Origin of the sequence: Leptospira venezuelensis, assembly GCF_002150035.1 — a bacterium.
GTDB classification, from domain to species: domain Bacteria; phylum Spirochaetota; class Leptospiria; order Leptospirales; family Leptospiraceae; genus Leptospira_B; species Leptospira_B venezuelensis.
Map to the genome: position 1 here is coordinate 1042750 of NZ_NETS01000010.1, position 23072 is coordinate 1065821.

Annotated in this window: 23 protein-coding genes; 19 read left to right on the plus strand and 4 right to left on the minus strand. The window is 39.9% G+C overall.

The annotated features are described in order from the left end of the window. Positions 1 to 53: 53 nt before the first annotated feature. From B1C82_RS12055 to B1C82_RS12070, 4 genes are all read left to right on the plus strand, one after another. A complete protein-coding gene (locus B1C82_RS12055; RefSeq protein ID WP_086447800.1) occupies positions 54 to 524 on the plus strand; it encodes a GNAT family N-acetyltransferase in 471 nt (156 codons plus the stop codon). 154 nt (positions 525 to 678) lie between these two features. Next, positions 679 to 1488: an efflux RND transporter periplasmic adaptor subunit gene (locus B1C82_RS12060; protein ID WP_086447801.1), complete on the plus strand. Its 810-nt coding sequence runs from the start codon at positions 679 to 681 to the stop codon at positions 1486 to 1488. A 9-nt stretch (positions 1489 to 1497) separates the two neighbouring features. Next, entirely contained in the window at positions 1498 to 2751 is a 1254-nt protein-coding gene (locus B1C82_RS12065; RefSeq protein ID WP_086447802.1) for an ABC transporter permease, read from the plus strand. Beyond that, positions 2748 to 3464 carry an ABC transporter ATP-binding protein gene (locus B1C82_RS12070; RefSeq protein ID WP_086447803.1) on the plus strand — a complete coding sequence of 239 codons (717 nt, stop codon included), beginning with the start codon at positions 2748 to 2750 and terminating at the stop codon, positions 3462 to 3464. The genes B1C82_RS12065 and B1C82_RS12070 overlap by 4 nt, the downstream gene beginning before the upstream one ends. Positions 3465 to 3493: 29 nt before the next feature. Here the strand turns inward: B1C82_RS12070 and gatB are convergent, their stop codons facing one another. Next, entirely contained in the window at positions 3494 to 4951 is a 1458-nt protein-coding gene (gene gatB / locus B1C82_RS12075; protein WP_086447804.1) for an Asp-tRNA(Asn)/Glu-tRNA(Gln) amidotransferase subunit GatB, read from the minus strand. A 116-nt stretch (positions 4952 to 5067) separates the two neighbouring features. Here gatB and B1C82_RS12080 point away from each other — a divergent pair, with 116 nt between their 5' ends. The 4 genes from B1C82_RS12080 to B1C82_RS12095 are packed head-to-tail and all read left to right on the plus strand — an operon-like array spanning position 5068 to position 7505. Continuing rightward, positions 5068 to 5826: a ParA family protein gene (locus tag B1C82_RS12080; protein ID WP_086447805.1), complete on the plus strand. Its 759-nt coding sequence runs from the start codon at positions 5068 to 5070 to the stop codon at positions 5824 to 5826. Beyond that, complete coding sequence (locus tag B1C82_RS12085) at positions 5816 to 6535, plus strand: hypothetical protein (protein WP_086447806.1); 720 nt, start codon at positions 5816 to 5818, stop codon at positions 6533 to 6535. Before B1C82_RS12080 ends, B1C82_RS12085 begins: the two co-directional genes overlap by 11 nt. After that, on the plus strand, positions 6536 to 7222 hold the full coding sequence (locus B1C82_RS12090; protein ID WP_086447807.1) for a toxin-antitoxin system YwqK family antitoxin: 687 nt from the start codon (positions 6536 to 6538) through the stop codon (positions 7220 to 7222). A 1-nt stretch (position 7223) separates the two neighbouring features. Further along, positions 7224 to 7505, plus strand: a complete 282-nt coding sequence (locus B1C82_RS12095; protein WP_086447808.1) for a hypothetical protein — start codon at positions 7224 to 7226, stop codon at positions 7503 to 7505. Here the strand turns inward: B1C82_RS12095 and B1C82_RS12100 are convergent. After that, a complete protein-coding gene (locus B1C82_RS12100; RefSeq protein ID WP_086447809.1) occupies positions 7461 to 8507 on the minus strand; it encodes an LIC_10230 family protein in 1047 nt (348 codons plus the stop codon). The genes B1C82_RS12095 and B1C82_RS12100 overlap by 45 nt on opposite strands. A 78-nt stretch (positions 8508 to 8585) precedes the next feature. Further along, a complete protein-coding gene (locus tag B1C82_RS12105) occupies positions 8586 to 9596 on the minus strand; it encodes a hypothetical protein (protein WP_086447810.1) in 1011 nt (336 codons plus the stop codon). Positions 9597 to 9731: 135 nt separating this feature from the next. On the opposite strand from B1C82_RS12105, the gene B1C82_RS12110 reads away from it, so the two are divergent. From B1C82_RS12110 to B1C82_RS12150, 9 genes are all read left to right on the plus strand, one after another. Further along, the gene (locus B1C82_RS12110) at positions 9732 to 11105 is read left to right on the plus strand and encodes an ABC transporter permease (protein ID WP_086447811.1); all 1374 of its coding nucleotides are present in this window, start codon (positions 9732 to 9734) and stop codon (positions 11103 to 11105) included. 1 nt (position 11106) lies between these two features. After that, positions 11107 to 11799 (plus strand): ABC transporter ATP-binding protein, encoded by a 693-nt coding sequence (locus B1C82_RS12115; RefSeq protein ID WP_086447812.1) that lies wholly within the window; start codon positions 11107 to 11109, stop codon positions 11797 to 11799. Positions 11800 to 11805: 6 nt separating this feature from the next. Continuing rightward, positions 11806 to 12630 (plus strand): ATP--guanido phosphotransferase, encoded by an 825-nt coding sequence (locus B1C82_RS12120; RefSeq protein WP_199775758.1) that lies wholly within the window; start codon positions 11806 to 11808, stop codon positions 12628 to 12630. Positions 12631 to 12744: 114 nt separating this feature from the next. Then, positions 12745 to 15285 (plus strand): ATP-dependent Clp protease ATP-binding subunit, encoded by a 2541-nt coding sequence (locus tag B1C82_RS12125; RefSeq protein WP_086447813.1) that lies wholly within the window; start codon positions 12745 to 12747, stop codon positions 15283 to 15285. A gap of 75 nt (positions 15286 to 15360) precedes the next feature. Next, complete coding sequence (locus tag B1C82_RS12130) at positions 15361 to 15786, plus strand: hypothetical protein (protein ID WP_020769211.1); 426 nt, start codon at positions 15361 to 15363, stop codon at positions 15784 to 15786. Between the two features lie 32 nt (positions 15787 to 15818). Then, positions 15819 to 16607 (plus strand): tetratricopeptide repeat protein, encoded by a 789-nt coding sequence (locus B1C82_RS12135; RefSeq protein ID WP_086447814.1) that lies wholly within the window; start codon positions 15819 to 15821, stop codon positions 16605 to 16607. Next, on the plus strand, positions 16588 to 17907 hold the full coding sequence (gene mtaB / locus B1C82_RS12140) for a tRNA (N(6)-L-threonylcarbamoyladenosine(37)-C(2))-methylthiotransferase MtaB (RefSeq protein WP_086447815.1): 1320 nt from the start codon (positions 16588 to 16590) through the stop codon (positions 17905 to 17907). The genes B1C82_RS12135 and mtaB overlap by 20 nt, the downstream gene beginning before the upstream one ends. A 250-nt stretch (positions 17908 to 18157) precedes the next feature. After that, a complete protein-coding gene (locus B1C82_RS12145; protein ID WP_157894127.1) occupies positions 18158 to 18790 on the plus strand; it encodes a hypothetical protein in 633 nt (210 codons plus the stop codon). Continuing rightward, the gene (locus B1C82_RS12150) at positions 18777 to 19382 is read left to right on the plus strand and encodes a hypothetical protein (RefSeq protein ID WP_086447817.1); all 606 of its coding nucleotides are present in this window, start codon (positions 18777 to 18779) and stop codon (positions 19380 to 19382) included. The genes B1C82_RS12145 and B1C82_RS12150 overlap by 14 nt, the downstream gene beginning before the upstream one ends. 45 nt (positions 19383 to 19427) lie before the next feature. On the opposite strand, the gene B1C82_RS12155 is transcribed toward B1C82_RS12150, so the two are convergent. After that, positions 19428 to 20090 carry a class I SAM-dependent methyltransferase gene (locus tag B1C82_RS12155; protein WP_086447818.1) on the minus strand — a complete coding sequence of 221 codons (663 nt, stop codon included), beginning with the start codon at positions 20088 to 20090 and terminating at the stop codon, positions 19428 to 19430. A 177-nt stretch (positions 20091 to 20267) separates the two neighbouring features. On the opposite strand from B1C82_RS12155, the gene B1C82_RS12160 reads away from it, so the two are divergent. After that, the gene (locus B1C82_RS12160) at positions 20268 to 21920 is read left to right on the plus strand and encodes a hypothetical protein (RefSeq protein WP_086447819.1); all 1653 of its coding nucleotides are present in this window, start codon (positions 20268 to 20270) and stop codon (positions 21918 to 21920) included. Continuing rightward, the gene (locus B1C82_RS12165) at positions 21917 to 23068 is read left to right on the plus strand and encodes a tetratricopeptide repeat protein (RefSeq protein ID WP_086447820.1); all 1152 of its coding nucleotides are present in this window, start codon (positions 21917 to 21919) and stop codon (positions 23066 to 23068) included. Before B1C82_RS12160 ends, B1C82_RS12165 begins: the two co-directional genes overlap by 4 nt. The last annotated feature ends 4 nt before the right edge of the window (positions 23069 to 23072 follow it).

Below are 23072 nucleotides of genomic sequence, written 5' to 3' on the forward strand. Positions count from 1 at the left end.
AAAATCGAAATAGACTTTAAAACGTCTAGTATATTTATTCTCTTCGAAAACACATGCAAAAAGAAAATTCAATCAACCTAAGAATTGCCAGCCGTTCCGATCTAGAAGAACTTTCTGAACTATTCGATCTTTATCGTAAATTTTACGAACTTCCTTCCGACATTGCGGGAGCAAAAAAGTTTTTAGAAGATAGGCTTTTACATAAAGATTCCATTTTGATAGTTGCGGAAGAAGAGGGGAGTTTGCTCGGTTTCGCACAACTTTATCCTATCTTCTCTTCTTTATCCATGAAAAGGGATTATATACTCAACGACCTATTTATTAGAGAAACAGAACGAAGAAAAGGAATAGCTAAAAAAATCCTGCAAGAAGCCGCCAATCAAGTGATTGAACATGGTGGTAAGGGAATGGGACTAGAAACTCATCCTGACAATCGCCACGCGAGACATCTATATGAGCGTTTTGGATTTAAATTAAACGAAGAATATTTACACTATTACTGGGCTATTCCTAAGGGAAAATAATACTTTGGAGGCCTATTCAGTCCAGCTGAGTGATTTTTTTCCCTATCACTGGACTGATTATCTGCTGGATTGCCCTTTTACCACATCTCTGGTTGACCTATTGCGATAAATATCGTAAAAACTTACCAAGATCAAATACGTTTGGGATTTCCGAATGAGTAAGTTTCTCGCTTTTGTAAAATTTGTCTACTCGTCCAAAAAAGGAAGATTTGCGGCTACCGGAATCTTCCTGGTTCTAGTCTTGCTCCTTATTTATGCATATGTACAGGGTCGAAAGGAAGAGATCTCGCCAAGAGTAGGGCCTATCGTCGAATTAGTTTATTCTCTCGGAACCGTGAAATCGGAAAGAGTTTATCACTTAAAGTTAGGCGTTACCTCTTCTATTCGAAAATTGTACGTAAAGGAAGGCCAAGAAGTAAAAGAAGGTGCAGACCTGCTTTACACAGATACCGGGACCTTATTTAAAGCTCCTTTTTCAGGAACTGTGACAACTCTTCCATACCAAGCAAGTGAGGTAGTAATGCCTGGCGCTCCCATTCTTACAATCATGGATTTGAAAAGAACTTATGTTTTACTCTCTTTGGATCAGGATTCGGTGCTGAGAATGCGCCCAGGCCAAAAAGCTGAATTAAGTTTTGAAACGATCCGAGGAAATAAACTCACTGGAAAGATAGCTAGAGTATATCCTTCCGACGGGCAATTTTATGTTACTGTAGATGTGGATTCGATGCCCGAAGGAGTTCTGCCAGAAATGACCGCTGATGTGGCGGTAGAGGTGGCAAAAAAAGATAGGGCACTTTTAGTTCCTGTAAGTGCCATCATAAAAGGAAGAATTCATGTGATACGATCTGGCAAAAAACTTTGGGTCGACGCCAAAGTAGGAGCGGTAGACGGAGAGTGGTGTGAGATATTAGAAGACTCCATCTTAGAATCTGATTCTGTCTTATTAAACGGGAGCCGCTAGGAGATCTGTATGTTTTTTTTAGCGATCCGACAATTGATCAGTCGTCCTCAACAAACTTTTCTTACATTTTTCGGAATACTTTTAGGAACCGCAGGTTATGTTGTTTTTTCTGGGATGATGCTCGGTTTTCAAGAATATATTACCGACCAGTTAGTTAACAACGATGCTCAGATCAGGATATCTCCTAGGGATGAGGTTTTAAAAGAAGAAAGTTTTCGTGGAGTTTTTTTTCCGGATTCATTTGTTCATTGGATCAAACCTCCATCCGGAAAGACCGATTCAACTCAGCTAACGAACGTTAAGGGATGGTTCTTAAAACTGGATCTTGATGAGAGAGTCGAGGCTTATGCTCCTCAATTGAATCGGCAATTGATTTTCAAGTTCGGAAAACAAACTCTACCTGCTAAACTTTTCGGTATAGATCCTGTTCGACAAATGAAAGTTACGACAATCGGTAGCTATGTTGAAAAAGGAAATTTAAGAGACCTAGATAGAGGAGGAGATGTTATTTTTGCCGGTGCCGGGCTCATAGAACGTTTGGGAGCAGAGGCAGGAGATATTATTCAGGTAGTTTCGACCGACGGTAAAATTTCGAACGTAAAAGTTGAGGGAGTGATTCGGGTCGGAAATCGGATGATAGACGAAGGTTCCGTATATGCGTCGATCCGCACAGTGCAGAGACTCACTCAAGCAAATGGCATTATTTCGGAGATAGTTGTTCGTTTAAAAGATGTTTCTAAAGCAGCGGATGTAGCTACCGAGTGGTCTTTTTTGACTAGGGATAAAGTGCAAAGTTGGGACCAAGCTTACGAAAGTATTCTTTCCGTATTTAAGACCCAAAACATAGTGAGGAACACTACCACCTTTACAATCATACTGGTAGTTGCATTCGGAATTTATAATGTATTGAATATGGTCGTGAATCACAAGAAAAAAGAGATAGCGATCTTGAGATCTCTTGGGTTCGACGAGAACGATACAATCCGACTTTTTATAATCCAAGGCCTATTATTGGGATTAGTTGGGGCTATCTTAGGGCTTTTAGTCGGAGCAACTGTCTGCTATTGGTTGGACGGTTATCCGATCGGAGGAAAAAGTACGAAGGGTCCTATTATGACAAACGTAATGAAGATTTCCTGGGATTACAGTATTTACCTCCAAGCATTCTGCCTTTCTGTAATTACGAGTGGTATAGCCGCATATATTCCAGCACGGTCCGCATCTAAATTATCTCCCGTAGAGATCATTAGAGGTAGCGCATGAAATCCGATCCGAATACGATCCTAAATTGTGATTCTCTAGTTAAATCCTTCGGAGAACCGGCTACTTTAGCTATTAATAATGTAAGTCTGAGTATGAAAAAAGGAGAGTTTGTTTCTTTGACCGGTAGGTCCGGTTCCGGAAAGTCTACCTTACTTTATATGTTGAGTGGTTTGGATATCCCAACGTCCGGAAAAGTATATTTGGACGGAAGAGACCTTTTCCAAATGGAAAGTGAAGAGGCTCATCGTTTTCGGAATCAAAATATCGGATTCGTTTTTCAATTCCATTATCTATTGCCGGAATTGAGTGCGATAGAGAACATATTGATGCCTACGAGAAAGATCGGAGAAGAAGGCAAAAAACGAGATTACGCTAGAAGTCTGTTGAAGGACTTCGGATTGGAACATTGTAAAGATAAATATCCTTCGCAAATGTCAGGGGGAGAGCAACAAAGGGCTGCAATTGCCCGGGCCCTTATCATGGATCCGGGGCTGATCTTCGCTGACGAACCCACAGGAAATTTAGATACCACAAACGGCGACAAGACGATGGAGATCTTTAAAAAAAGGAATAAGGAGAACGGCACGACCATACTATACGTTACTCACGATCCAGAATATGCGGCTTTAGCCGATCGAAGGATCAATATGGTTGATGGGCAAATAGAATCCGATCAGAGGCAGAACTCAGGAAAGAAAAAATCTCGTATCTAAGATCTGCCTTTTATGGAATAAAACTCGGATCAACCCTTAGGAGGCAAAGGTCCTAATTTATCGAGCAACATCTGGTTCACTAGATTCGGATCTGCTTTTCCTTTGGAAACCTTCATCACGTAACCCACGATAGCGCCAAGAGCTCTGTCTTTACCAGATTTGTATTTTTGCACAGCATCTTCGTTTGCGGCAATGGCTTCGTCCACGATCCTTTCGATTTCTTTATCGTCACGAACTACGATCAGATTTTTTTCGGTTACGATTGTTTCCGGATCTTTGTCTGTTCCGAGCATTTCTTCGAAGACAGTTTTACCGATCTTACCTGAAATTTTTCCGTCAGCGATCAGTTTTACAAGGCCGCCTATTCTTTCCGGACCTACTTTGAATTCGGAGATGGTAATACTTTCTTTATTAACAATTCCTAATACTTCGTCTTTGACCCAGTTGGACGTTTTTTTAGCGTCTCCGGAAACTTTGAGAGCGCTTTCATAATAGTCTGCAATTTCTCGTTCCGCAGTTAATACTTCTGCATCGTATTTAGGAAGTCCTAATTTTTCTACAAATCTGTCTCTTCTTGCATCAGGAAGTTCCGGAAGAGATTTCCGAATATCTTCTACAGTTTCTTTAGTAAGAATTACAGGAGGAAGGTCCGGATCCGGGAAGTATCTATAGTCATGGCTCATCTCTTTGGTTCTCATTGTGAGAGTTACGTTAGAGGCCGAGTCCCAAAGTTTGGTTTGTTGAGGGAAAGTTTTTCCCTGAGTATACATATCTTTTTGCCATTCTACTTCATAATCGATGGCAGCTTTGACTGCTTTGAATGAGTTCAAGTTTTTGATCTCTACTCTAGTCCCGAATTTGTCGGAACCTTTCGGACGAATAGAAACGTTCGCATCACAGCGGAGTGAACCTTCTTCCATATTACAATCGGAAACTCTAATATATCTAAGAACAGATTTAAGAGCTAAAAGATAATAGTATGCCTCGTCAGAAGAACGCATATCAGGTTCGGAAACGATCTCTATTAGAGGAGTTCCAGCACGATTTAAGTCTACATAAGACTGAGGAATTTTAGGATCTGCGGAGTGTATTAATTTTCCGGCATCTTCTTCTATATGAATGCGGGTAAGGTTTACAAATCTTGGTTTATCTTCTCCCTTAACTGTGAAAAAGATTTTTCCACCTTCGCAGATCGGTCTGTCGAATTGTGAAATTTGATAACCTTTCGGAAGGTCTGGATAAAAATAATTCTTTCTATCGAACTTAGTATGAAGAGTGATATTAGAACCGAATGCAAGACCGGCCATGATTGCCTTGGTCAAAGCTTCTTCGTTTAAAACAGGCAAAGAACCTGGAAGTCCTAAACAGACCGAGGAGACCTGGGAATTAGGAGCGGCTCCGAACTTGGAAGGGCTATCGGAGAAAACTTTGGAATCCGTGTTTAACTGAGCATGTACTTCCAAACCGATGATTACTTCGTATTCCATTAGGACTCCCTTGCCTCAGCTCCTGAAAGATTAGGAATTTTTTCCTTCTCCTTGAAATTTTAGAGGCCTATGTAGTTATTCTTCCAAGAGGACCAGTACCGGCAACGGATTTTTGAATGAAACAAACTCTTTGTATAGCCAATCAAAAAGGGGGAGTGGGGAAAACGACCACGTCCGTCCATCTTGCTGTGGGTCTTGCCAGAAAGGGAGATAGGGTTTTGCTCATAGACCTGGATGCCCAAAAAAACGCGAGTTCCGTATTTCCGGAATCTTCTATCAAGAATGGTAAGGACTCATTTTTGCTTTTTAGCGAGAAGGTCCCAATTCGTGAATTGATTACGCCTACCAGGATAGAAGGTTTAAGTTTGCTTCCTGCATCTTCTAAACTTTCTCAGATTGATGTTTTGCTGTCTGGAAAAATGGATGGATTTTTTGTCCTGAAGGAAGCTCTGGAAACTGTCGCGAATGATTTTGATTGGGTGGTGATAGATTGTCCGCCTAGTCTTTCTTTGATCACCATGAATGCTTTTGTTGCTGCGACTGGAGTGATTGTACCATTGCAGATCTCTAAATTTTCATTGGATGGGATAGAAGCGATCTTAGAGGCCAAAAATCATACAGTAAAAAGGTTTAATCCTGATTTGAAAATTTTAGGAGCATTATTGACCTTATTCCAACAAAGGACTACGATGTCTCAAACAGTAGTTCCTATGGTCGAAGAACATCTTCGACTCTTTGAATCTAAAATTCCTCCTTCTGTTGCTGTAGAAGAGGCACATCTTTTGAACCAATCTTTATACGAATACCAACCCAAAAACAAAACGACCAAGGCTTACCAACGATTCACAGACGAGGTTTACTCTTTTGGCAGGTAAGAAGGACTTATTAAAAAAAGCGGCAGGAGCAGCCGTCAAAAAAACACTTGGGGGAGAAGTTTCTAAAGAAGAAGGCTCCAAGTCCACGGTTGCTGAGCAAAATTCGAAACCGGAATCTTCTACCTCCCAATCTATTCCACAGGCACCAGAGCAGAATTCTAAATCCGGGGCTGACACCTCTGTTTCCTCAGAAGCTGAGAAAAGCCGGGAAAAACAATTGCCCAAAAAAGAGCCCATTTTCAAGCTAAACAACGGTATGAGGATAGAAGAATACACACAAACGGGACTCCGTGATTCCAACGGAAATAAAAAATGGATCCGAATCCTCGGTGTCTTCTTGGTATTGATCTTTGTTTGGTGGATCTGGCCTTCTAAACACGAGATTTATATGGACGTGGATAAGATGACTCCGGACAAAGTTTCCGGGATGGGTTCCGAAAAAGAATACCATTTCACTCATGGACAGGACTTTTTCATTTATTATAAGAGAGGCGGTTGGTTCTCCCCTGACAAGATCAAACTTACAATCTATAAGGTGGATGAATCTAAGGAAGAGATCAGCGTTCAAGAAAAAGAATTCAAACGTAGATTTGATAAATTCCAAACCTATTATGATGATTCTTTTTTCGATGACGAAGGTTCTTACGAAGCAGAGATCAAAGACGAGAATGGAGAAATTCTCGTATCCAAAAAGTTTACCATCGACTAGATGAAATTTTCAAAATTTATAATATTCTTCATTTGCTCTTTTGCATTTTTTTGTGAGTCTGCAGAAAAGCCAAACGGTCTGCCCGCGGGAGCAAAATTCGACAAAAACATGAATGCATATATTCTAAACGAGCCGGGACTCACTAGAATATATTACGATAATGGAAAGTTGTATTTTGAATGCCCCTTAGATGAGAATAGACTCTATCACGGGGTATGCAAATCCTATCTAAGATCCGAAGACGGGATCTCTTCTGTTGGAAAATATGAGCACGGGTCCAAGATTGGGGACTGGGTTTGGTATTTTTCCGACGGCAAACCTTATATCAAACAAAGATTCGGAAGCCAGATCAAAAACGAATTCGCCCAATTTAATGGTGACGAAGGAAACGAAGAAGGTTTGTACGAGAGATATTATCCTGAAGGAACTATAGAAGTAAAAGGCAATTATAAGAACGGACAAAAGTCCGATTTCTGGCAAAAATACTTCAAAGACGGGGAATTGGAATATTCAGGTTATTATTCCAAGGGAAAGAAGATTCGCACTTGGTTCTATTATTTCCCAAACAGACAAACAGAGTCTGTAGAAGTTTTTGATGAGAATGGTATTTTCTTATCTAGAACTATTTTTTCTCCAACTGGTAAAGTTCTCTGCGAAGTTCAGAAAAAAGAATCTAACTGCGGCTAATATGGACCCAAGGCATCTCAAACTGGAGAAGTTTGTAGCCTGGGGATTCGTTATCATCACAGTTTATTTAAGTTTTTATCTTACATTGAATCATTATGCAGGAGAAGGCCTTATACTTTCCTTGATGGTGACTCATCTAGGAATATTTATCGCGTTCAGAAGGGTTCTGGACAGATTAAGTTATTCTGCTTTATCTTTTTCTCATATTGTTCTTTGTTATTGGCTGGGAAAGAACGCTTTAGAGATTTTGTCTACTATCGATGGATGGAAACAAGGATTCTAAGATCCCAAAGTTGATAGTAAGTAGATTGAATAAGAAAAGAATAAATACAATTACCAAGACCAGAACCAAAAGAATCATCAAAGCGATTCTAATAAATCTTACCTGTAAATAACTGATCCCTAACGCCAAGTTCTGGTAAGTACTTAGCTCGGAACTTCTTCCGAATTTAAGATAATTTCGGATATAAAATGCTGAAACAGCGATAACCGCTCCTGCGATCAAAATCCCAAACGGTTCAGAATAATTTTTTTGAAGAACAAATAATGGAATATAAACTATATTCCCGATCAAAGTACCTAATGCTACAATACCCAAAAAGTGTAGAAGTGCAGTAGCAAAAGAATTGTTTCGATTATTTTCAGACCTAAATTCCGATTCGTCTTCTCTTAAATTTTTAAGAGAATGAAAACGATCCGCTTCATCTTTAGAGAAAAGTTTTCCGATGGTGAACATTAAATAAACCATACCTATAATCCAAGCAAATGCTAAGAATAGAGAAGGTATCACCCAAACAAGATCTTCTGTCCTTCCTGAACTTGCGCCGGCCAGAGCGATATTCGGCATGCTGAAAAGTCCGTGAATAAAACCGAAAAAATATAGAATTCGATTTAAGAAGGCATAGAAAAATGCTCTGAAATAAAGAGAAAGAAAAGAAGTCAGAGAAAGAATTGCTAAGAATACATAAAAGAAGATTTGCAATCTTTGACCGAGTAGAACTCTTCCCAATCTGTTTTTAATTTCTTCAGGTTGAGAATCATTCGGAAGACTTGGATCTTCTATTTCTTTTAAGATGTTTTCAGTCAGAAGCATCTGAGAGATCGCGCCACCTTGGAAATAAAATCCGGAGATTGGCTCCCTTGCTGTTCCGTCTAATAACGCTTCCATAGTAGAAGTGTCGTTTGTATTTAAAAATGTAGGTTGAAGGAAAAGTTGAAATCCGCTGACCAATAGAAGAACGAAAGGGATAATGTAAGTGATGGTCAATTTAATGCGAGATTTCATATCGGATCCGTTGATAGGGCTATGATTTTACTAAGCTGGATTCTCTCCATCCAAAAAGTTCTGAGAGAAATACCTGACTTAAAGTAAGAATACAAAAATCGCGATCATTCCAATTCCTACAACTCCCAAAGCGATTAGTACAGTCAGAAGTAGACTGGATTCTCCTGCCTCTAAGGAAGCGCTAGAAGCCGCAGAAGCACTTGATCCGCCGGATTTAGCGACAGGTTTTTCTCCTGTGTAAAGACGGACCTTGATGGAATTTTCTTCTTCGTAAATTTTACCGAAGACATCGTTCCCTATTTTGACAACGGTTTCATTCTCCACACCTTTGTTTTCTGTGGCGACGACTGTGGCAGGAATAGGTTTGATACTTCCGTCTTCCGTTTTGAGTTTCATAGAATCTATGATTCCCATAGTTGTAGGATCACTTCCTGTAAGTTGTACTACGATTTGGTCACCAGGTTTGAGCTGGTTGACTGGAATTCCAGAAACGGGAGAAAGGATAAATTTGAACTGAACCCTTGAAGCAGTTGGCGGAATCGAAGCATCTATACCTGTTGGAACTCCAATTGGGATTGTCGGGGCTTCTTCGGGAGCAGAATCTTCATGTGCTTCTTCAGAGTCCAGAGATTCAAAGGAAGATTTTCCGGAACCTGCTTCATCAATCTTGTCACGATTGATTAAAGAATACCAAAGACTGATATCAGGTTTGGAATTTCCCATTGCTTGGTTTTGGATCTGGTTGATCAGGTATTTGATTTTATCGTCTTCACGTTTATTGATATAATGAATGAGCTGCTCCATAAAATCGTCGGAGCGCCCACTATTTTGGAATAATTCCTGAAGTTTATTCGTAAGGTTTTTAAGTTGTTTGCCTTCGTATTTGATCTTTTGGCAGACATTGGTGATATCTTTGAAGGTGGTTCCGGATAACGGAATATTGATCAACTCGCTGTTTCCTACGGCCACTACTTCGAATCTATCGATTCGACTGGAAACCGGATCTACAATTCCCCCAAATAAGATGTAAAGTGAGGATGTCGAGTCCCTAGACTGGAATAATAAGGAATATACTTGTTCGGATGGCATAAAATTTCGAATGAAACACCGATACTACTATGAGGCCAAATCGGTATCGACTTTTTTTTGACATCCTGCATCGGAATCTGATAATTGTCAAACTAAGGAAATTTGCGGATTTGTTTAATTTCAGCCGCCCAACTGATGAATTTCTTCTTTCATAGATCCCCCCTAATCCTACTTCTCACTTCCCGCTATATCCGAGGATCCAGAGTCACAGGACTACTTTCGATCAAGTCCAGGATTTCGTTTATCGTAATGGCCGTCGGAGTTGCCCTGCTTATCGTAGTACTTTCCATCTTCAATGGATTCCAAAGACAACTTAAGGAATCCCTGTGGCAAGGTGGCGAACATATTACAATTGAAAGTAGTTCCAATGGCGGAGAGATCCGAGACTACCAAAAGATCATCAAATATATACAAAACGATCCTGAACTAAAAGATAGGATCATTTCTGTGGAAGGCGGGATCCAAAGCCACGGACTCATCCAACGATATAACGTATTTTATCCAGTTCTTATCAAGGCAGTAGCTATTCCAAGTGTGGACGAATTGATAGAACATAAACTTCATAACTTCCCGAGAATCGTTCATTACGATAGAGAAGAGTTAGGTCATCTAAACCGCGAAAGTTATATCATCTTGGGAAAAGAGATGGAGGACCTTTACAATTTTAGTTTAGGCAAACAACTTACTTTAGCGGTTCCGGGGGGAAGGTTTTCTCTCGGAAAAGGGGTCGAAGTAAGCGTTCAAAATTTCAGAGTATCCGGATTTTTCAAAACTGGGAATTATAAGTTCGATTCTAGCTTTGTTTATATGGCATTGCCTGTTGCTCAGAAATTTTTCAAAATGAAAGATTCTGTAAATCAGATCACTATCAAGGCTAAATCTTTGGATGATCTTGCGATCAGTAAACGTAAATTGTATAAACTTTTTAATAGTTTAGAGTTTGAACAAGAAATTGATGCAGCTTCTTCATTATCCGTTAGAACCATTGCAGAAGAGCAAGAAAATCTTTTAGCAGCTTTACAGTTAGAAAAGACAATCATCTCTATTATCGTTTTCTTATTTATTATCTTGGCCGCACTTGGAATGGTCGCTTCGGTATATTCTTTAGTGCGAGCAAAACGAAAGTCTATCGGAGTGCTCAAAGCACTTGGACTTCCTGCTTCTGATATTCTTTTGATTTTTACATTGAATGCAATGCTTGTGGGGATCTTAGCTTCTTTGACCGGAGGTGTTGGAGGAGTGTTCTTGGCAAACTCTCTCGATACTATTATAGGTTATATTGAAGAGATTATCAATTTACTGGGACCTTCTTTCACTGGTTCCGATTGGACTCCTGTAGAGTTAGTTCCCAAGCGTATCTATTATTTTGATAAACTGCCTGTAGATATCAATATACCTTTTATTTTTATGGTAACTACTGCTGCTACGATACTTTCCGGGATCGCCGGATACTTCCCCGCAAGATGGGCTGCCAGCTTGAATCCTGTCGATACCATAAGGAACGACTAACGTGAGTATTATTAAGATCCGAAATCTGGTTAAAAAGTATCATATCCTAGAAAAGGAATTTTCCGTTCTAGATGGATTAGATATGGATGTGGAAGAAGGCGAGATCTTCTCCATTGAAGGGAAATCCGGGATTGGAAAGTCGACTCTTCTCAATATACTCGGTGCAATGGACAGCTTCGATTCAGGTGAGATCGAAATCTGTGGTATCAACTTAAACAATTTAGATGAGAAAGGAAAAGAAAGTTTCCGCGCGGAGAAGATTGCATTCATCTTCCAACATCATCTTCTTCTTCCCGACTTTTCAGCATTGGAAAATGTGAGCATCCCGCTTTTGATCAAAGGTTATTCTACTTTTAAAGCGGAGAAAGAAGCTATCTCCATGTTGGAGAAAGTTGGACTGAAAGAAAGGATACATTCTCATCCTTCTCAATTATCCGGAGGAGAGAGTGCTAGAGTAGGTGTGGCAAGAGCCTTAGTCGCCGGAAAAAAACTCATACTTGCGGACGAACCTACCGGAAACTTGGATAGAGAAAATTCTAGAAACCTAATGAATCTGATCCAAGAATTACAAAAGGATCTTAAATTCAGTCTAATACTAGTGACCCACGATATGGAACTGGCAGCACTCGCTCATAAAAGAAACCAGATCTTCCAAGGAAAACTCAAACCCGCAGTGGTCCCACAAACGGTATAAATATTTATGGATGGCTGTATTTATTGCGGCTTATCCCTTCTCGACTGGAAAAATCGGGGGAAGATAGGATGTGCTCACTGTATCCAATTTCTGGGAGAAGAATATACTAAGTTTATTCCAATCCAGGCCCCTTCTGATTGGGAACCTCCTTCTCATTTTACTGCAATCTCAACCTGGGAAAAATTCAGAAAAACAAATTGGGAAGAAGGTTTGGCCTATATAGATTCTTATCGTTTGCCATTTACGTATAGGTTTCGTATCGCTAGAAATCCGAAACATTCTACTTATACAAAACGTACTGAAAAAACGAACCAGTTCCTAAAGTCATTTTTAGAAGAGAATGATTCCCAAACTGAAGATCTGAATCAGGTAAAAAAACGTCAGAACCTAGAATTAAAACAAAGAATTCCCTGGAATTCAGGGACATTAGTGATGGGCGACGAGGATCATATTCGCTGGGAATATGTGACTGATTCCTTGCTTGAGTTAAACTCTGTCCTAAAATCCGAATTTTTAGCGAAATTCGAGGCAGAAGATAAGTTTGATTTTCAAAAAGGGATCGGATTCATCAATTCCTGTCCTACAAACTCCGGTTTTGGAGACAAACTTTCTGTTTCTATTCCGGCAAGACTTGCGGACTCGGGAGAGTTAAGGGATTTTAGGCTGCCTACGGACTGGGGCTTCTATCGGGAAGAATTGAAGGGCAGATTGGTCTTTTTCCGAAAAAATTTCGGCCCAAATAGAAAAAATTCCTTTTTCAATTTGGTTTCGTATTTAGCCTTACTGGTAATAAGCGGAAAAGAAGGGACAAAAGCCTCATTTGCCCCGTAATCCTTTTTGGTTAACTAGTCCGATATATTCTTTAAGGGAGATTCCGGCTCCCAGTTGGAAATTGGATGCGAATACAGTCTAACCTACAGAACCCATCAGGAAGGGCGTGCAATTATGTTGGAATTTACTAAAAGAGCAAAACGAGTAATCAACGAGATCGCGCAGGACGAAGCAAAACGTCTTGGCAGTGAATTTATCGGCCCTGAACATATCTTATTAGGATTGTTAAAGGAAGAAGATTCAGTCGCGATAAAAATACTGAATAACCTGAACATCAACCTGAACGAACTTCGTAAAGAAGTAGAGCGCAGGACCAGGGAGAACTCCGGCACATTGTTGATGGACATGGCCCAAGGACAGGATCGATACCAAAAGATTATCGAACTATCTAAGGAAGAAGCCAAACGTCTGAAACACAACTATGTGGGCACAGAGCATATCCTTCTCGCATTATTGAGAGATAATAATAATATCGCAGGCGGAGCGTTATACTCCTTTAGCGTGAATTATAATGTGATCAAAGGAGAGATATTACGTCTGTTAGGCGCTCCTCCTACAAGCACAGTTGGTGTATCCAGTCAACCAACCGCTCAGCCTGGAACTCCTCGCGCCGAAAAAACTAAAACGCCAATCTTGGATGAGTTTGCGAGAGATCTAACTCAACTAGCCAGAGATAAAAAATTGGATCCAGTTGTAGGAAGAGCTAACGAGATCCAAAGGGTGATCCAAATCCTTTCTCGTAAAACTAAGAATAATCCAGTATTAGTGGGAGAGTCCGGCGTTGGTAAAACAGCTATCGTAGAAGGACTCGCACTTGCAATTGTAGAGAAGAATGTTCCGGATCTTCTATTTGATAAACGTGTACTTTCCTTGGATCTTGCAAGCTTGATCGCAGGAACAAAGTATCGCGGAGAATTCGAAGAAAGATTAAAGAAGATCATGAAAGAAATTTCTTCTTCTAATAATATCATCATATTCATCGATGAGTTGCATACTCTTATCGGAGCAGGTGCTGCAGAAGGGGCTGTGGACGCAGCAAATATCCTAAAACCTGCACTTGCAAGAGGGGAATTGCAATGTATCGGAGCTACAACTAGCACTGAATACCGCAAGTATATCGAGCGTGATTCTGCGTTAGAAAGAAGGTTCCAAGTAGTAAAAGTTGCAGAACCTTCTGTAGACGATGCTATCCAAATCCTTACCGGACTCAAAAAAGCATACGAAGCTCACCACAAGGTGCGTTATTCGGATCGTGCTTTGGAACAATCCGTTAAGTTATCACATAGATATATCAATGATAGATATCTACCTGACAAGGCGATCGACATCATCGACGAAGCGGGTGCAAAAGCAAGACTTGCAAATTGCGCTCGTCCTCAAGCAGTAAAAGACTTGGAAGAAGAGATCAAATCACTTTCTCAAAAGAAAGAAGATCTAGTTCGTTCTCAAGAGTATGAAAAAGCTGCCGGAGTTCGCGACGAAGTAAATCGTAAGAAACAAGTTCTGGAAGAAAAGATCAGATCTTGGCAGGAGAAACTGGATGATTTTGCAGTTTCTATCGACGAAGACGATATTCTTTCCGTAGTTTCTCAGTGGACCGGAATTCCATTACAAAGAATGGAAGAAAACGAATCTTCTAGACTACTTCGTTTGGAAGAAGAGCTTAAACTAAGAGTTGTCGGTCAGGACGAAGCTATCGAGAAGATCGCAAAATCTGTTCGTAGAGCACGCACAGGGTTCAAAGCAGAGCGTAGACCTACCGGATCCTTTATCTTCTTAGGACCAACAGGAGTTGGTAAGACTGAGTTAGCTAAGGCACTTGCTGAGTTCTTGTTCGGAGACCAAGATGCTATGCTTCGTGTGGACATGTCTGAATACATGGAACCGCATGCAGTCAGTAGATTGATCGGAGCTCCTCCAGGTTATGTTGGTTACGATGATGGCGGACAATTGACTGAGTTCGTTCGCAAAAAACCGTATTCAATCATTCTATTGGATGAGATCGAAAAAGCTCACCATGATATTTTCAACGTTCTTCTCCAAGTAATGGAAGAAGGTAACCTGACTGATACTAAAGGTCGTAAGGTAAACTTCAGAGATGCGATTATCATCATGACTTCTAACATCGGTGCTAAGGAAATTTCCAGCACAGTTCGTTTAGGATTCGAAGATCGTTCCGGAGAGACCGACAAGTATAAGTCAGACCAAGCTCGTGAGCAGTTGAAAAAACATTTCAACCCAGAGTTCTTGAACAGGGTGGATGAGGTTGTTTACTTCAAACCTCTCAGAAAAGAAGAACTTATGGCGATTATGGATATCATGATCAGAGACACCAATAAGAGATTATTGGACAAGAAGATCAAGATAGACCTGACTCAAGAAGCGAAGGATCACTTCATGGATATCGGATACGACGAGAAGTTCGGAGCACGTCCATTACGCAGAGTATTCCAACGCGAGTTAGAAGATTATATGGCAGTCCAAACCTTGAAAGGCGCTTACAAAGAGCCTACCAAGATCACAGTTGCTTTCAAAGAGGGCAAACTGGACTTCTTGGAAGAAGCTTGGACAGATTATAAACCTGCAGATCAAGGTTCAGACGGAGGAAGCTCTCCGAACAATCCGGAGCGTTCCGAAGAACCTGCGCTAGTGTAAAAGATCTTTGCCCTCCCTCCGGAGACGAAAGGAGGGCTTTTGATCTAAAAAGGGAGACTTTATTGGAGAGGGTCTATGCCGTACCTGATTCCCATTATATTTGTGCTCCTTTACCTTTTAGTCCGTAAGGTATGGTTTCATCTACGTAAGATCAGAACCGTTGCCGGGATCGAAAAAATTTCCCTATGCGTTTTCCAGCCTGATTTATTTCTTCCCGAGGTACGCGTCCTCTACAAATACTACTTCCAAGGCGGGGTCTACTTCGGATCCGGTTATATGCTGTTGACTGATTTCCTCGATCAAGAGGAATACGAGATCTACAGAAACTTGGATGGTTTACCTGTTTTAGAAACAGGTGATTTTCAGATCGTATCTGAGGAAAGAATAGAACATTTCCTTTCTATACGATATCCGAGTATAATCGTATTCATCGACCCGGTGGAGCCATTTCATTCCTTAATTGATTGTCTAAATACAAAATCAATGGGGGTCCCCACCTAAAATTTTTCCCGCCTATAAAAAGTGACCAAAAGATGCACAAAGGAAAAATACTCCTACTTACACTGATACTATTTGTTTTTTCCGCGGGGAATAGTTTCGCTCAGAGCGAACCGGATTATCAAACAGCATTAGCAGAATTCCAAAAGGGAAATTCAGAAAAAGCTCTAGAGATCATTCGTGTACTTCACGAACAAGGTAAAAGATCTTACGACACTCATTACTTAGCGGCATTCTGTCATTATAATGCAGGAAGAAATAAATCCGCAGCCACTCACTGGTCCGAAGCATTAAAACTAAAACCTGGAGATCCTGCGGTTAGCTTGGATTTTGCCAGATATTTGATCCAAGCAGGTAGGAATTCCGACGCATTAGAGATCATTTATAATTCTTACCAATCTAATCCTAAGAACAGAGAAGTAAGACTATTATATGCGACTGCCTTATTATATAATAATAAAGCAAGAGAAGCATTATATATTATCGAAAAACTAAAAGCGGAAGATGGAAACGATTATCGCCCTCTTGTTTTAGAAGCTCAGGTATACTTCTATTTAGGAAGCGCAGAAAAAGCAGAAGTCAGTTTGAAATGGGCTCAGTCCTTAGTTCCTAATAATCCTAACGTGTTAAATAACTTAGGATTAGTTTACGAAAAAGCGGGAAACCAAGAAGCAAAAAGAGGGAATATCAAAAAGGCCCTCGAACAATTAAGAAATGCTAAAGAACAATTAGAATCAGCACTTAAGATAAAACCTGACGATGAAAAAATAAAAGGTAATATCAGAAGAATAGAGGCAAGGATCAATGCCCTTTCCGCCGGGTGAAAAAAAGGTACTATTTCATACCTTAGGTTGTAGGCTCAATTTTTTTGAGTCAGACGGTTTATTTTCTTCTTTGAGTAAACACGGATATTCCGTGGCTGCTGGAGAGGATATTCCGGATGTGGTGGTGGTCAATACATGTACCGTCACAAATAAAGCAGATTCAAGAAATCGTAATATTATTCGAAATGCGATCAAAAGATACCCAGGTGCTCAGGTCTGGGTAACCGGCTGTTATGCACAAACTGATAAAGAATCTATAGAGTCAATTCCTGGTATCGCGGGTGTGATTGGTAATGAGAACAAATCGGATTTACCTAGGTTGATCTTAGAAAAAGAAGGCGCAGATTCTTCTCATATCCAAACAGTTTCTGATCGATTTGCATATTCTGATGTTCTACCTAACGGACATACAAGAGCATATTTAAAGATCCAGGACGGTTGTGATCGCCAATGTTCCTATTGTAAAATTCCTCAAGCAAGAGGAAAAGGTGTCTCCCGAAATTGGAAAGATGTACTAGATCAGGTCTCCTTCTTACAAGATAATGGAGTAGGAGAGATTATCCTCACAGGTGTGAACCTAGGTTGGTATAGAGATGGAGAAGGTAGAAAGGCATTTCCTAAAATGCTCGAAGCAATCCTGAATAAATTAGAATACTCTAGACTTAGGCTTTCTTCCATCGAACCACCTGATGTGGGTGTGGAACTTGCTGAACTTCTTACTCATCCTAGATTTACTCCATTCTTACATGTTCCTTTACAAAGTGGAAGTAAAGAGATCCTAAAAAGGATGAAACGTAGTTATAATCCTGAAACTTTCCGTAAAAGGATAGAGCTCGCTAAATCTAAAGTTCCGGATCTGTTCTTAGGAACAGATGTGATCGTTGGTTTCCCTGGAGAAACGGAACAAGACTTTGCGGATTCTACTTCAATCTTAGAAGAATTGGGTTTTTCTAAAATACATGCATTCCCTTTCTCTGTTCGCAAGAATACTTCTGCGGAGCAATTCCCTGAAACCGTTTCTAAAGAAACTAAAAAGGAAAGGGTTCATACTCTGATGGATCTTTCTCAAAGGCTGCACCGTAAATATGCAGAAAGCCAATTCTCTAAAAAGAGAGAGGCAGTTTTGGAAGGCGGAGGAATTGCAGTTACTGATAATTATCTGAAAGCAGTAATTCCTGAAAATGATCTGAAAAGTTTAAGCCCAGGACAATTCTTAACCGTAGAAATCGGAGAATATATCCCAGATGCCTCCGACAAAGAAGGTAAGGTCTCTGCGCGGATTCTTGCCGCGATCGGTTAATCAAAAACAATATATATCTTTTGAGTGGTTTTCACCTCTTTGAGATGTAGAAGACTGCTACTCGATACATATTAAAGAATATTTTGATTTTATAAAATTCTAAAACGAATATTTATAATATGTCAAAACCTTGAAAAAAGGAGAAAATTTATTGCCTTACTGCCCCGCAAAAAAATAATTCTCAAACGTTAGCGTACTTGTCCCTTCTTGGGTTAGGCCTGTCCTAAAAGTGAATTAGGTTTTTATACGGATGAAATTGAAATTCTTAGCATTCTTTTCTTTTCTAACACTGGTTTCCTGCATTACTATTCCAGTTCAGGTTTCCTTGAATGATCCAAAAGATCAAAAACAACCTCTTCCTTTGAGCATTTTTATAGAAAGAGTAACTTTGCCGTCTGGAATTAATTCAGTACAAACCAAGGAAGATAATTTAACCCTTGCGGTTATAGAATACGCTCGAAAAGCAAATTATTTCCAAAGGGTCGCATATATAAATTATAGAGAGCCTTCGGATCATAACTATAAAATTTTTAATATTGCCTGCTCCAGTTTCGAGGAAATCAGAAAACCTCATCCTGCTTACTTTCCCTTAGCAATTTTGACTTTAACAATTTATATTTGGGCGGGGGGAGCGATCGCAACAGATTCAGCGAGCTACGAGTGTGATTTGACTGTTAAAAATCCTAATAATAAAGTTCTATTTAGAAATGTTAAGAAACTCTTTAATACTCGTGATGTAAATTTCTACAGCAAATATTATGTTTTCCCGAGTGGAATTGAGGATAGGACTGAAGTGATATCCTCATTGATCGACTCGTATTATAATGCTCATCGATTCATATTAAAACATAGTAATGGAGACAAAATTAATGAAAAAAATTGAATTGGCTTTAGCTACTTGTGCAGTAATAGGACTGTTCAATTGTGCTACTTTTACCAAATACCCTGAAGGTTTTCAAAGCCCCACTTACCAAAAGCCCGAAAAAGCTTCTAATAAAACTATTTCAGTGACTTATACTCAGAAATCCTTTTCTCCAAGCGGGCAATCGTTAGAGGTAAATGCTAATGCTCTCGAAGCAATGCAGAAAGAGTTTGAAAAGCATGTTTCCGAATCCGGTTATTTTAAAGGTACCACAACTGCATTACAACCTTCTGATTTGAAATTACAAATCGAAGGAGTTGACCAAGGTGGTGGCGGCGGTCAGGCCCTTGCTTTTATTAGCGGATTGACACTTACTGTTTTACCTGCTTGGGCGAAGGATGATTTTACGATCACTTATACTTTTAAGGATAAAAAAGATAAAGTAGTGAAACAATACATTAGAAATGTTACTTTCAATACTTGGATCCAACTTTTACTTATTTTTGCGCTTCCTTTCAAGTCTCCAGGTTCAGAAATTCCTGCTGGCTTCAAAACTACCATTTATTCTGTATTAGAAGAAGCATCTAAAGACGGAATCTATAACTTAAAATAAAAAGATATTAGCGATTTTAAGGGAATATCTCTTAAAATCGCTTCTTTAAGACCTGATCAATTCTTCGGAGTAAGTTTCCTCTTCTCTTAGATCGTAATACCCGTATTCGAATTCAGGGCCGGATTGGATTTCCAAACCATAAACGTTTTCACTAATTCTTACTGTTTTAACGATCTCTAATTTATACTGTTCTGCTAAGAACTTCATCTTATCTAAAGAGATCTTATCGTTAATCCTTGGGCCGACAGGGTATTCGTTTTTAACCCAATCAAGAACGATCAATTTGCCACCTTTCTTCATAGAACGAATTAAACCGTCCATTGCTTGTCCAGGGTCTGCAAAGGTTGAAAGTACTAGGGAAGCAAAAATGACTTCAGGGACAGGAATCCATTCAGGCAATAAGGGACGATCTGCCTTCTCCATGTAAAATGGCGTAAATCTTTGGATATTTTCTCTATTTTTCCAATGCAATACTTCGTCTAGGAAGTCCTGATTGCATTCTGCACCCCAAACCCAACCCTCTTTGTGGATCGATTTCAAAAGAGTTTCTGTCCAGAAACCGAGGCCCATCCCGAAATCGACGATATTCTGCACATCCTTCAGGGAAAAATGTTTTAAAACGGTTTCCGGAGGAGTAAGCTCACGTCTCTTACTAGAGAGGAGAAAATTCTGATATTCTGGGTCGTAATAATATTCTATATCGATCATTTATATGCCGGAAGTCGTATTATGTCTTATGAATGCTTTCATTAGTCAAGATCAAACCGCAGGGGGAAGTTTCCGTAACTTGCGCATTTTATATTATTTTCCCCACTTTCTGCTAAAAACCGAAGTAAAAATTTCCATTGTAGCAACCGATAATCTAATTCGGAACCTTATTTCCAGATGAAAATTCGACTCCGGATCCTATCTATATTCTTCCTGATGGCATTGGGAAATTCTATCTATGCCCAGGACACCTTTCGTCTGGACAATGATAACGCAAGTGTCGCAAATTCTCTTAATGTAGAAGTCCTTAAAGACGGCAGATCAGTTCGTATCAGTTGGGAAGCTCCGAGAGAAACAGGCGAGATTATCGTTGCTAGGTCTTCTTCTATCATTGATAGCCCTGAAAAATGTTACATCTCAGATTCTTTAGGAAAATTTCCAAGCGGTGTAGCTAACGGTGTGAATCAGATTTATGATTATAATCTGAAACCCGGAACATATTATTACGCGGTTGTGTTAGCTCATCATGTACGGAAGAAGGATGTAAGATTAGTTGCTAATCGTAACTACACTACGATCCCGATCGTAATCGAAAATAATCCGCCACCTCAAACAAATAATTATCCTCCGACCAATACTCAGAATAATTATCCACCTGCTACGAATACGAATCAACCTCCGCCTGAAGAACAAAAGTATCTTTCAGATAATGCTCGAGTAACTGATATATCTGTAAAAAGAGAAGGCCAGTTCCTACGAATTTCTTGGGAACCTTATCCAAAAGGAATTCAAGGAGAAACAATCTACACTATCTATAAATCGGCAGAGCCAATGTCCAGTATGACATTGATGAGAAAAGCGGAGAAGTTAGCGGAAGTTTCTCATCCTGAAAATACTTTCTTGGATCAAGATCTGACCAAGTCTCAAACTTTATACTATGGTGTTTCAGTAAAACAAGGATTGAAAGAAGTTTTGCCTTTAGTGCAGAACCAGTCATTCATTCGCCAGTTTTATGTTTATGATCAGGATAAAAGAAAACCTCCTAAAGAAGATGAGGTAGTAACCAATCCTCAATTCGCATATGATGAAATGCACGTTAAGGATCTGAATGCGAATGCAGTTGATGGAGGAGTTCGTTTGGATTGGAAAGCTCCAGATCGCGCGGACGAAAATACTGTATATTCTATTTATCAAGCGGGCAAACCTTTGTCAGGAGGAGTTTCCACTTTCCTAGGTGGTAATGTTAGGAAACTGGGAGAAGTTTCTCATCCGGATACTAACGTTATGGTTAAGATGAAACCGTACTCTGGAACAATGTATTTTGGTGTTACAGTCAAACGAGGAGATCTGGAAGACTTCACTCTGACTCAGGATCAATCTTATGTTGCAATTGGTGGCCCAGGTTCTACTGATAATAATACTCAAACTGCAGATAACAACGATAAGCCTGATAAAAACGAGCCTAAAGAAGAAGAGCAAGTTCCCCAGGATAATCAGAACAACCAAAATGTTCAGAATAATGAAAAACAGCCTCTGATCGTTGAGCAGGAAGAACCAAGTGAAGAAGAAGTCGATCGAGTTTTACGATCTACTTATTGGAAAAACGAATACGGAGAAGCAGTAAAACAATTGGCTCCTTATGCTGGTTCAAACGATATCGATATAAGAGGAAAGGCTAAGTTTTTCCTCGGAATGTCTTTTTATAAAAAAGGCGAATATAATAAAGCCTTAAAGTTCTTCGTACAAAAAGATACAAAGAACTACAATCCGGAACGAACCGAGTTCTGGACCAAACAATGTCTGGCCCGGATCAGCGGAGGAAGAAGATGAACCGTTCCATCATATTAGTAACAGGATTTTTATTCGTGTGTGCAGGTCTTCTTACGGGGATTTACACTGCGGTGATCCAAGATACAGATTCTACAAATAAAGGGATCATTGAGAAAGTAAGAGAAGGGGAGGAGTTCCTAAAACATTCCAACCCTAAATCCTCAGAAAAGGCACTGGATATTTTTGCAGAATTGTCCGCTAAGGATGTAGGATCTGATCTTTCTTTCAGGATCCAATATGATCTTGCAACTGCTTTGGATAAAACCGGCGATAAAATGAGAGCCCTCGGAATTTTCAGAGAGTTGAACCAAAAAGAAGGTTTGGCTCGTGAAGAGAAAGCTAAGGTTGCCTATGGACTTGGAAACCTTCTTCTTTTATTAAACAGAGACGAAGAAGGAAAAGGTCATTTAGAGGAAGTACTCAGGACTTCTGGAGACAATAAACTTAGATCCAACGCGTTATCTGCAATTGCCGACTATTACATGAAAAAAGGCAATTACGATCAGTCCAGAAAGAACTACGTATTGGCCTTACAAGAAGATCCTGAAAACGTAAAAGCAAGAGTCAGATGGGGAAAATCTTTACGTAGAATGGGCAAGGATTGGTCTGCTTACGATGTGTATGAGGACTATGTTCAGTCTGATGCATATTTTGATCCGGATAAGGTTGCTGTAGATAAGGAATTCCGCTCCGGACTATTGGAGAAAGGACGAGAATTATACGTACGCAAAGAATATTATTCTGCGATCGAAACCTTGAAGAAAGCATTGGACATTGGAGTTAGCGAAAGAGCTAGAGAACAAGCCTGGTATTATATCGCAGAAAGTTATGATGCTTTAGGAAAATCTGAACAAGCTATTCAATATCTGAACAAAATTCTGGAAAACTCAGATGGAACTTTAGACCAGGCAGCAATGTTTAGAAAAGGAACCATCTATTTCAGAGGCGGAAAATATGAGAAGGCCGCCGCGGTTTTCCAAGAATCGGCTGACAGAAATCCAGATAGTCCTGTCGGTAAAAAATCAGCTACTTGGAAGAAGGAAGCTTTGGATCAGATCGAAGACGATCTTAGATACAAGGATGGAGAAAGTGGTGGAAAAACAAAACCTTCTGACGACGACCGCCAAGATGACGATTGGAAATATTAAGAAA

What these genes read in the sequence shown, in the direction of transcription:
- B1C82_RS12055 (WP_086447800.1), top strand. Translation starts at nt 54, where the DNA reads ATGCAAAAAGAAAATTCAATCAACCTAAGAATTGCCAGCCGTTCCGAT.
- B1C82_RS12060 (WP_086447801.1), top strand. Translation starts at nt 679, where the DNA reads ATGAGTAAGTTTCTCGCTTTTGTAAAATTTGTCTACTCGTCCAAAAAA.
- B1C82_RS12065 (WP_086447802.1), top strand. Translation starts at nt 1,498, where the DNA reads ATGTTTTTTTTAGCGATCCGACAATTGATCAGTCGTCCTCAACAAACT.
- B1C82_RS12070 (WP_086447803.1), top strand. Translation starts at nt 2,748, where the DNA reads ATGAAATCCGATCCGAATACGATCCTAAATTGTGATTCTCTAGTTAAA.
- gatB (WP_086447804.1), bottom strand. Translation starts at nt 4,951, where the DNA reads ATGGAATACGAAGTAATCATCGGTTTGGAAGTACATGCTCAGTTAAAC.
- B1C82_RS12080 (WP_086447805.1), top strand. Translation starts at nt 5,068, where the DNA reads ATGAAACAAACTCTTTGTATAGCCAATCAAAAAGGGGGAGTGGGGAAA.
- B1C82_RS12090 (WP_086447807.1), top strand. Translation starts at nt 6,536, where the DNA reads ATGAAATTTTCAAAATTTATAATATTCTTCATTTGCTCTTTTGCATTT.
- B1C82_RS12095 (WP_086447808.1), top strand. Translation starts at nt 7,224, where the DNA reads ATGGACCCAAGGCATCTCAAACTGGAGAAGTTTGTAGCCTGGGGATTC.
- B1C82_RS12100 (WP_086447809.1), bottom strand. Translation starts at nt 8,507, where the DNA reads ATGAAATCTCGCATTAAATTGACCATCACTTACATTATCCCTTTCGTT.
- B1C82_RS12105 (WP_086447810.1), bottom strand. Translation starts at nt 9,596, where the DNA reads ATGCCATCCGAACAAGTATATTCCTTATTATTCCAGTCTAGGGACTCG.
- B1C82_RS12110 (WP_086447811.1), top strand. Translation starts at nt 9,732, where the DNA reads ATGAATTTCTTCTTTCATAGATCCCCCCTAATCCTACTTCTCACTTCC.
- B1C82_RS12120 (WP_199775758.1), top strand. Translation starts at nt 11,806, where the DNA reads ATGGATGGCTGTATTTATTGCGGCTTATCCCTTCTCGACTGGAAAAAT.
- B1C82_RS12125 (WP_086447813.1), top strand. Translation starts at nt 12,745, where the DNA reads ATGTTGGAATTTACTAAAAGAGCAAAACGAGTAATCAACGAGATCGCG.
- B1C82_RS12130 (WP_020769211.1), top strand. Translation starts at nt 15,361, where the DNA reads ATGCCGTACCTGATTCCCATTATATTTGTGCTCCTTTACCTTTTAGTC.
- B1C82_RS12135 (WP_086447814.1), top strand. Translation starts at nt 15,819, where the DNA reads ATGCACAAAGGAAAAATACTCCTACTTACACTGATACTATTTGTTTTT.
- mtaB (WP_086447815.1), top strand. Translation starts at nt 16,588, where the DNA reads ATGCCCTTTCCGCCGGGTGAAAAAAAGGTACTATTTCATACCTTAGGT.
- B1C82_RS12145 (WP_157894127.1), top strand. Translation starts at nt 18,158, where the DNA reads ATGAAATTGAAATTCTTAGCATTCTTTTCTTTTCTAACACTGGTTTCC.
- B1C82_RS12150 (WP_086447817.1), top strand. Translation starts at nt 18,777, where the DNA reads ATGAAAAAAATTGAATTGGCTTTAGCTACTTGTGCAGTAATAGGACTG.
- B1C82_RS12155 (WP_086447818.1), bottom strand. Translation starts at nt 20,090, where the DNA reads ATGATCGATATAGAATATTATTACGACCCAGAATATCAGAATTTTCTC.
- B1C82_RS12160 (WP_086447819.1), top strand. Translation starts at nt 20,268, where the DNA reads ATGAAAATTCGACTCCGGATCCTATCTATATTCTTCCTGATGGCATTG.
- B1C82_RS12165 (WP_086447820.1), top strand. Translation starts at nt 21,917, where the DNA reads ATGAACCGTTCCATCATATTAGTAACAGGATTTTTATTCGTGTGTGCA.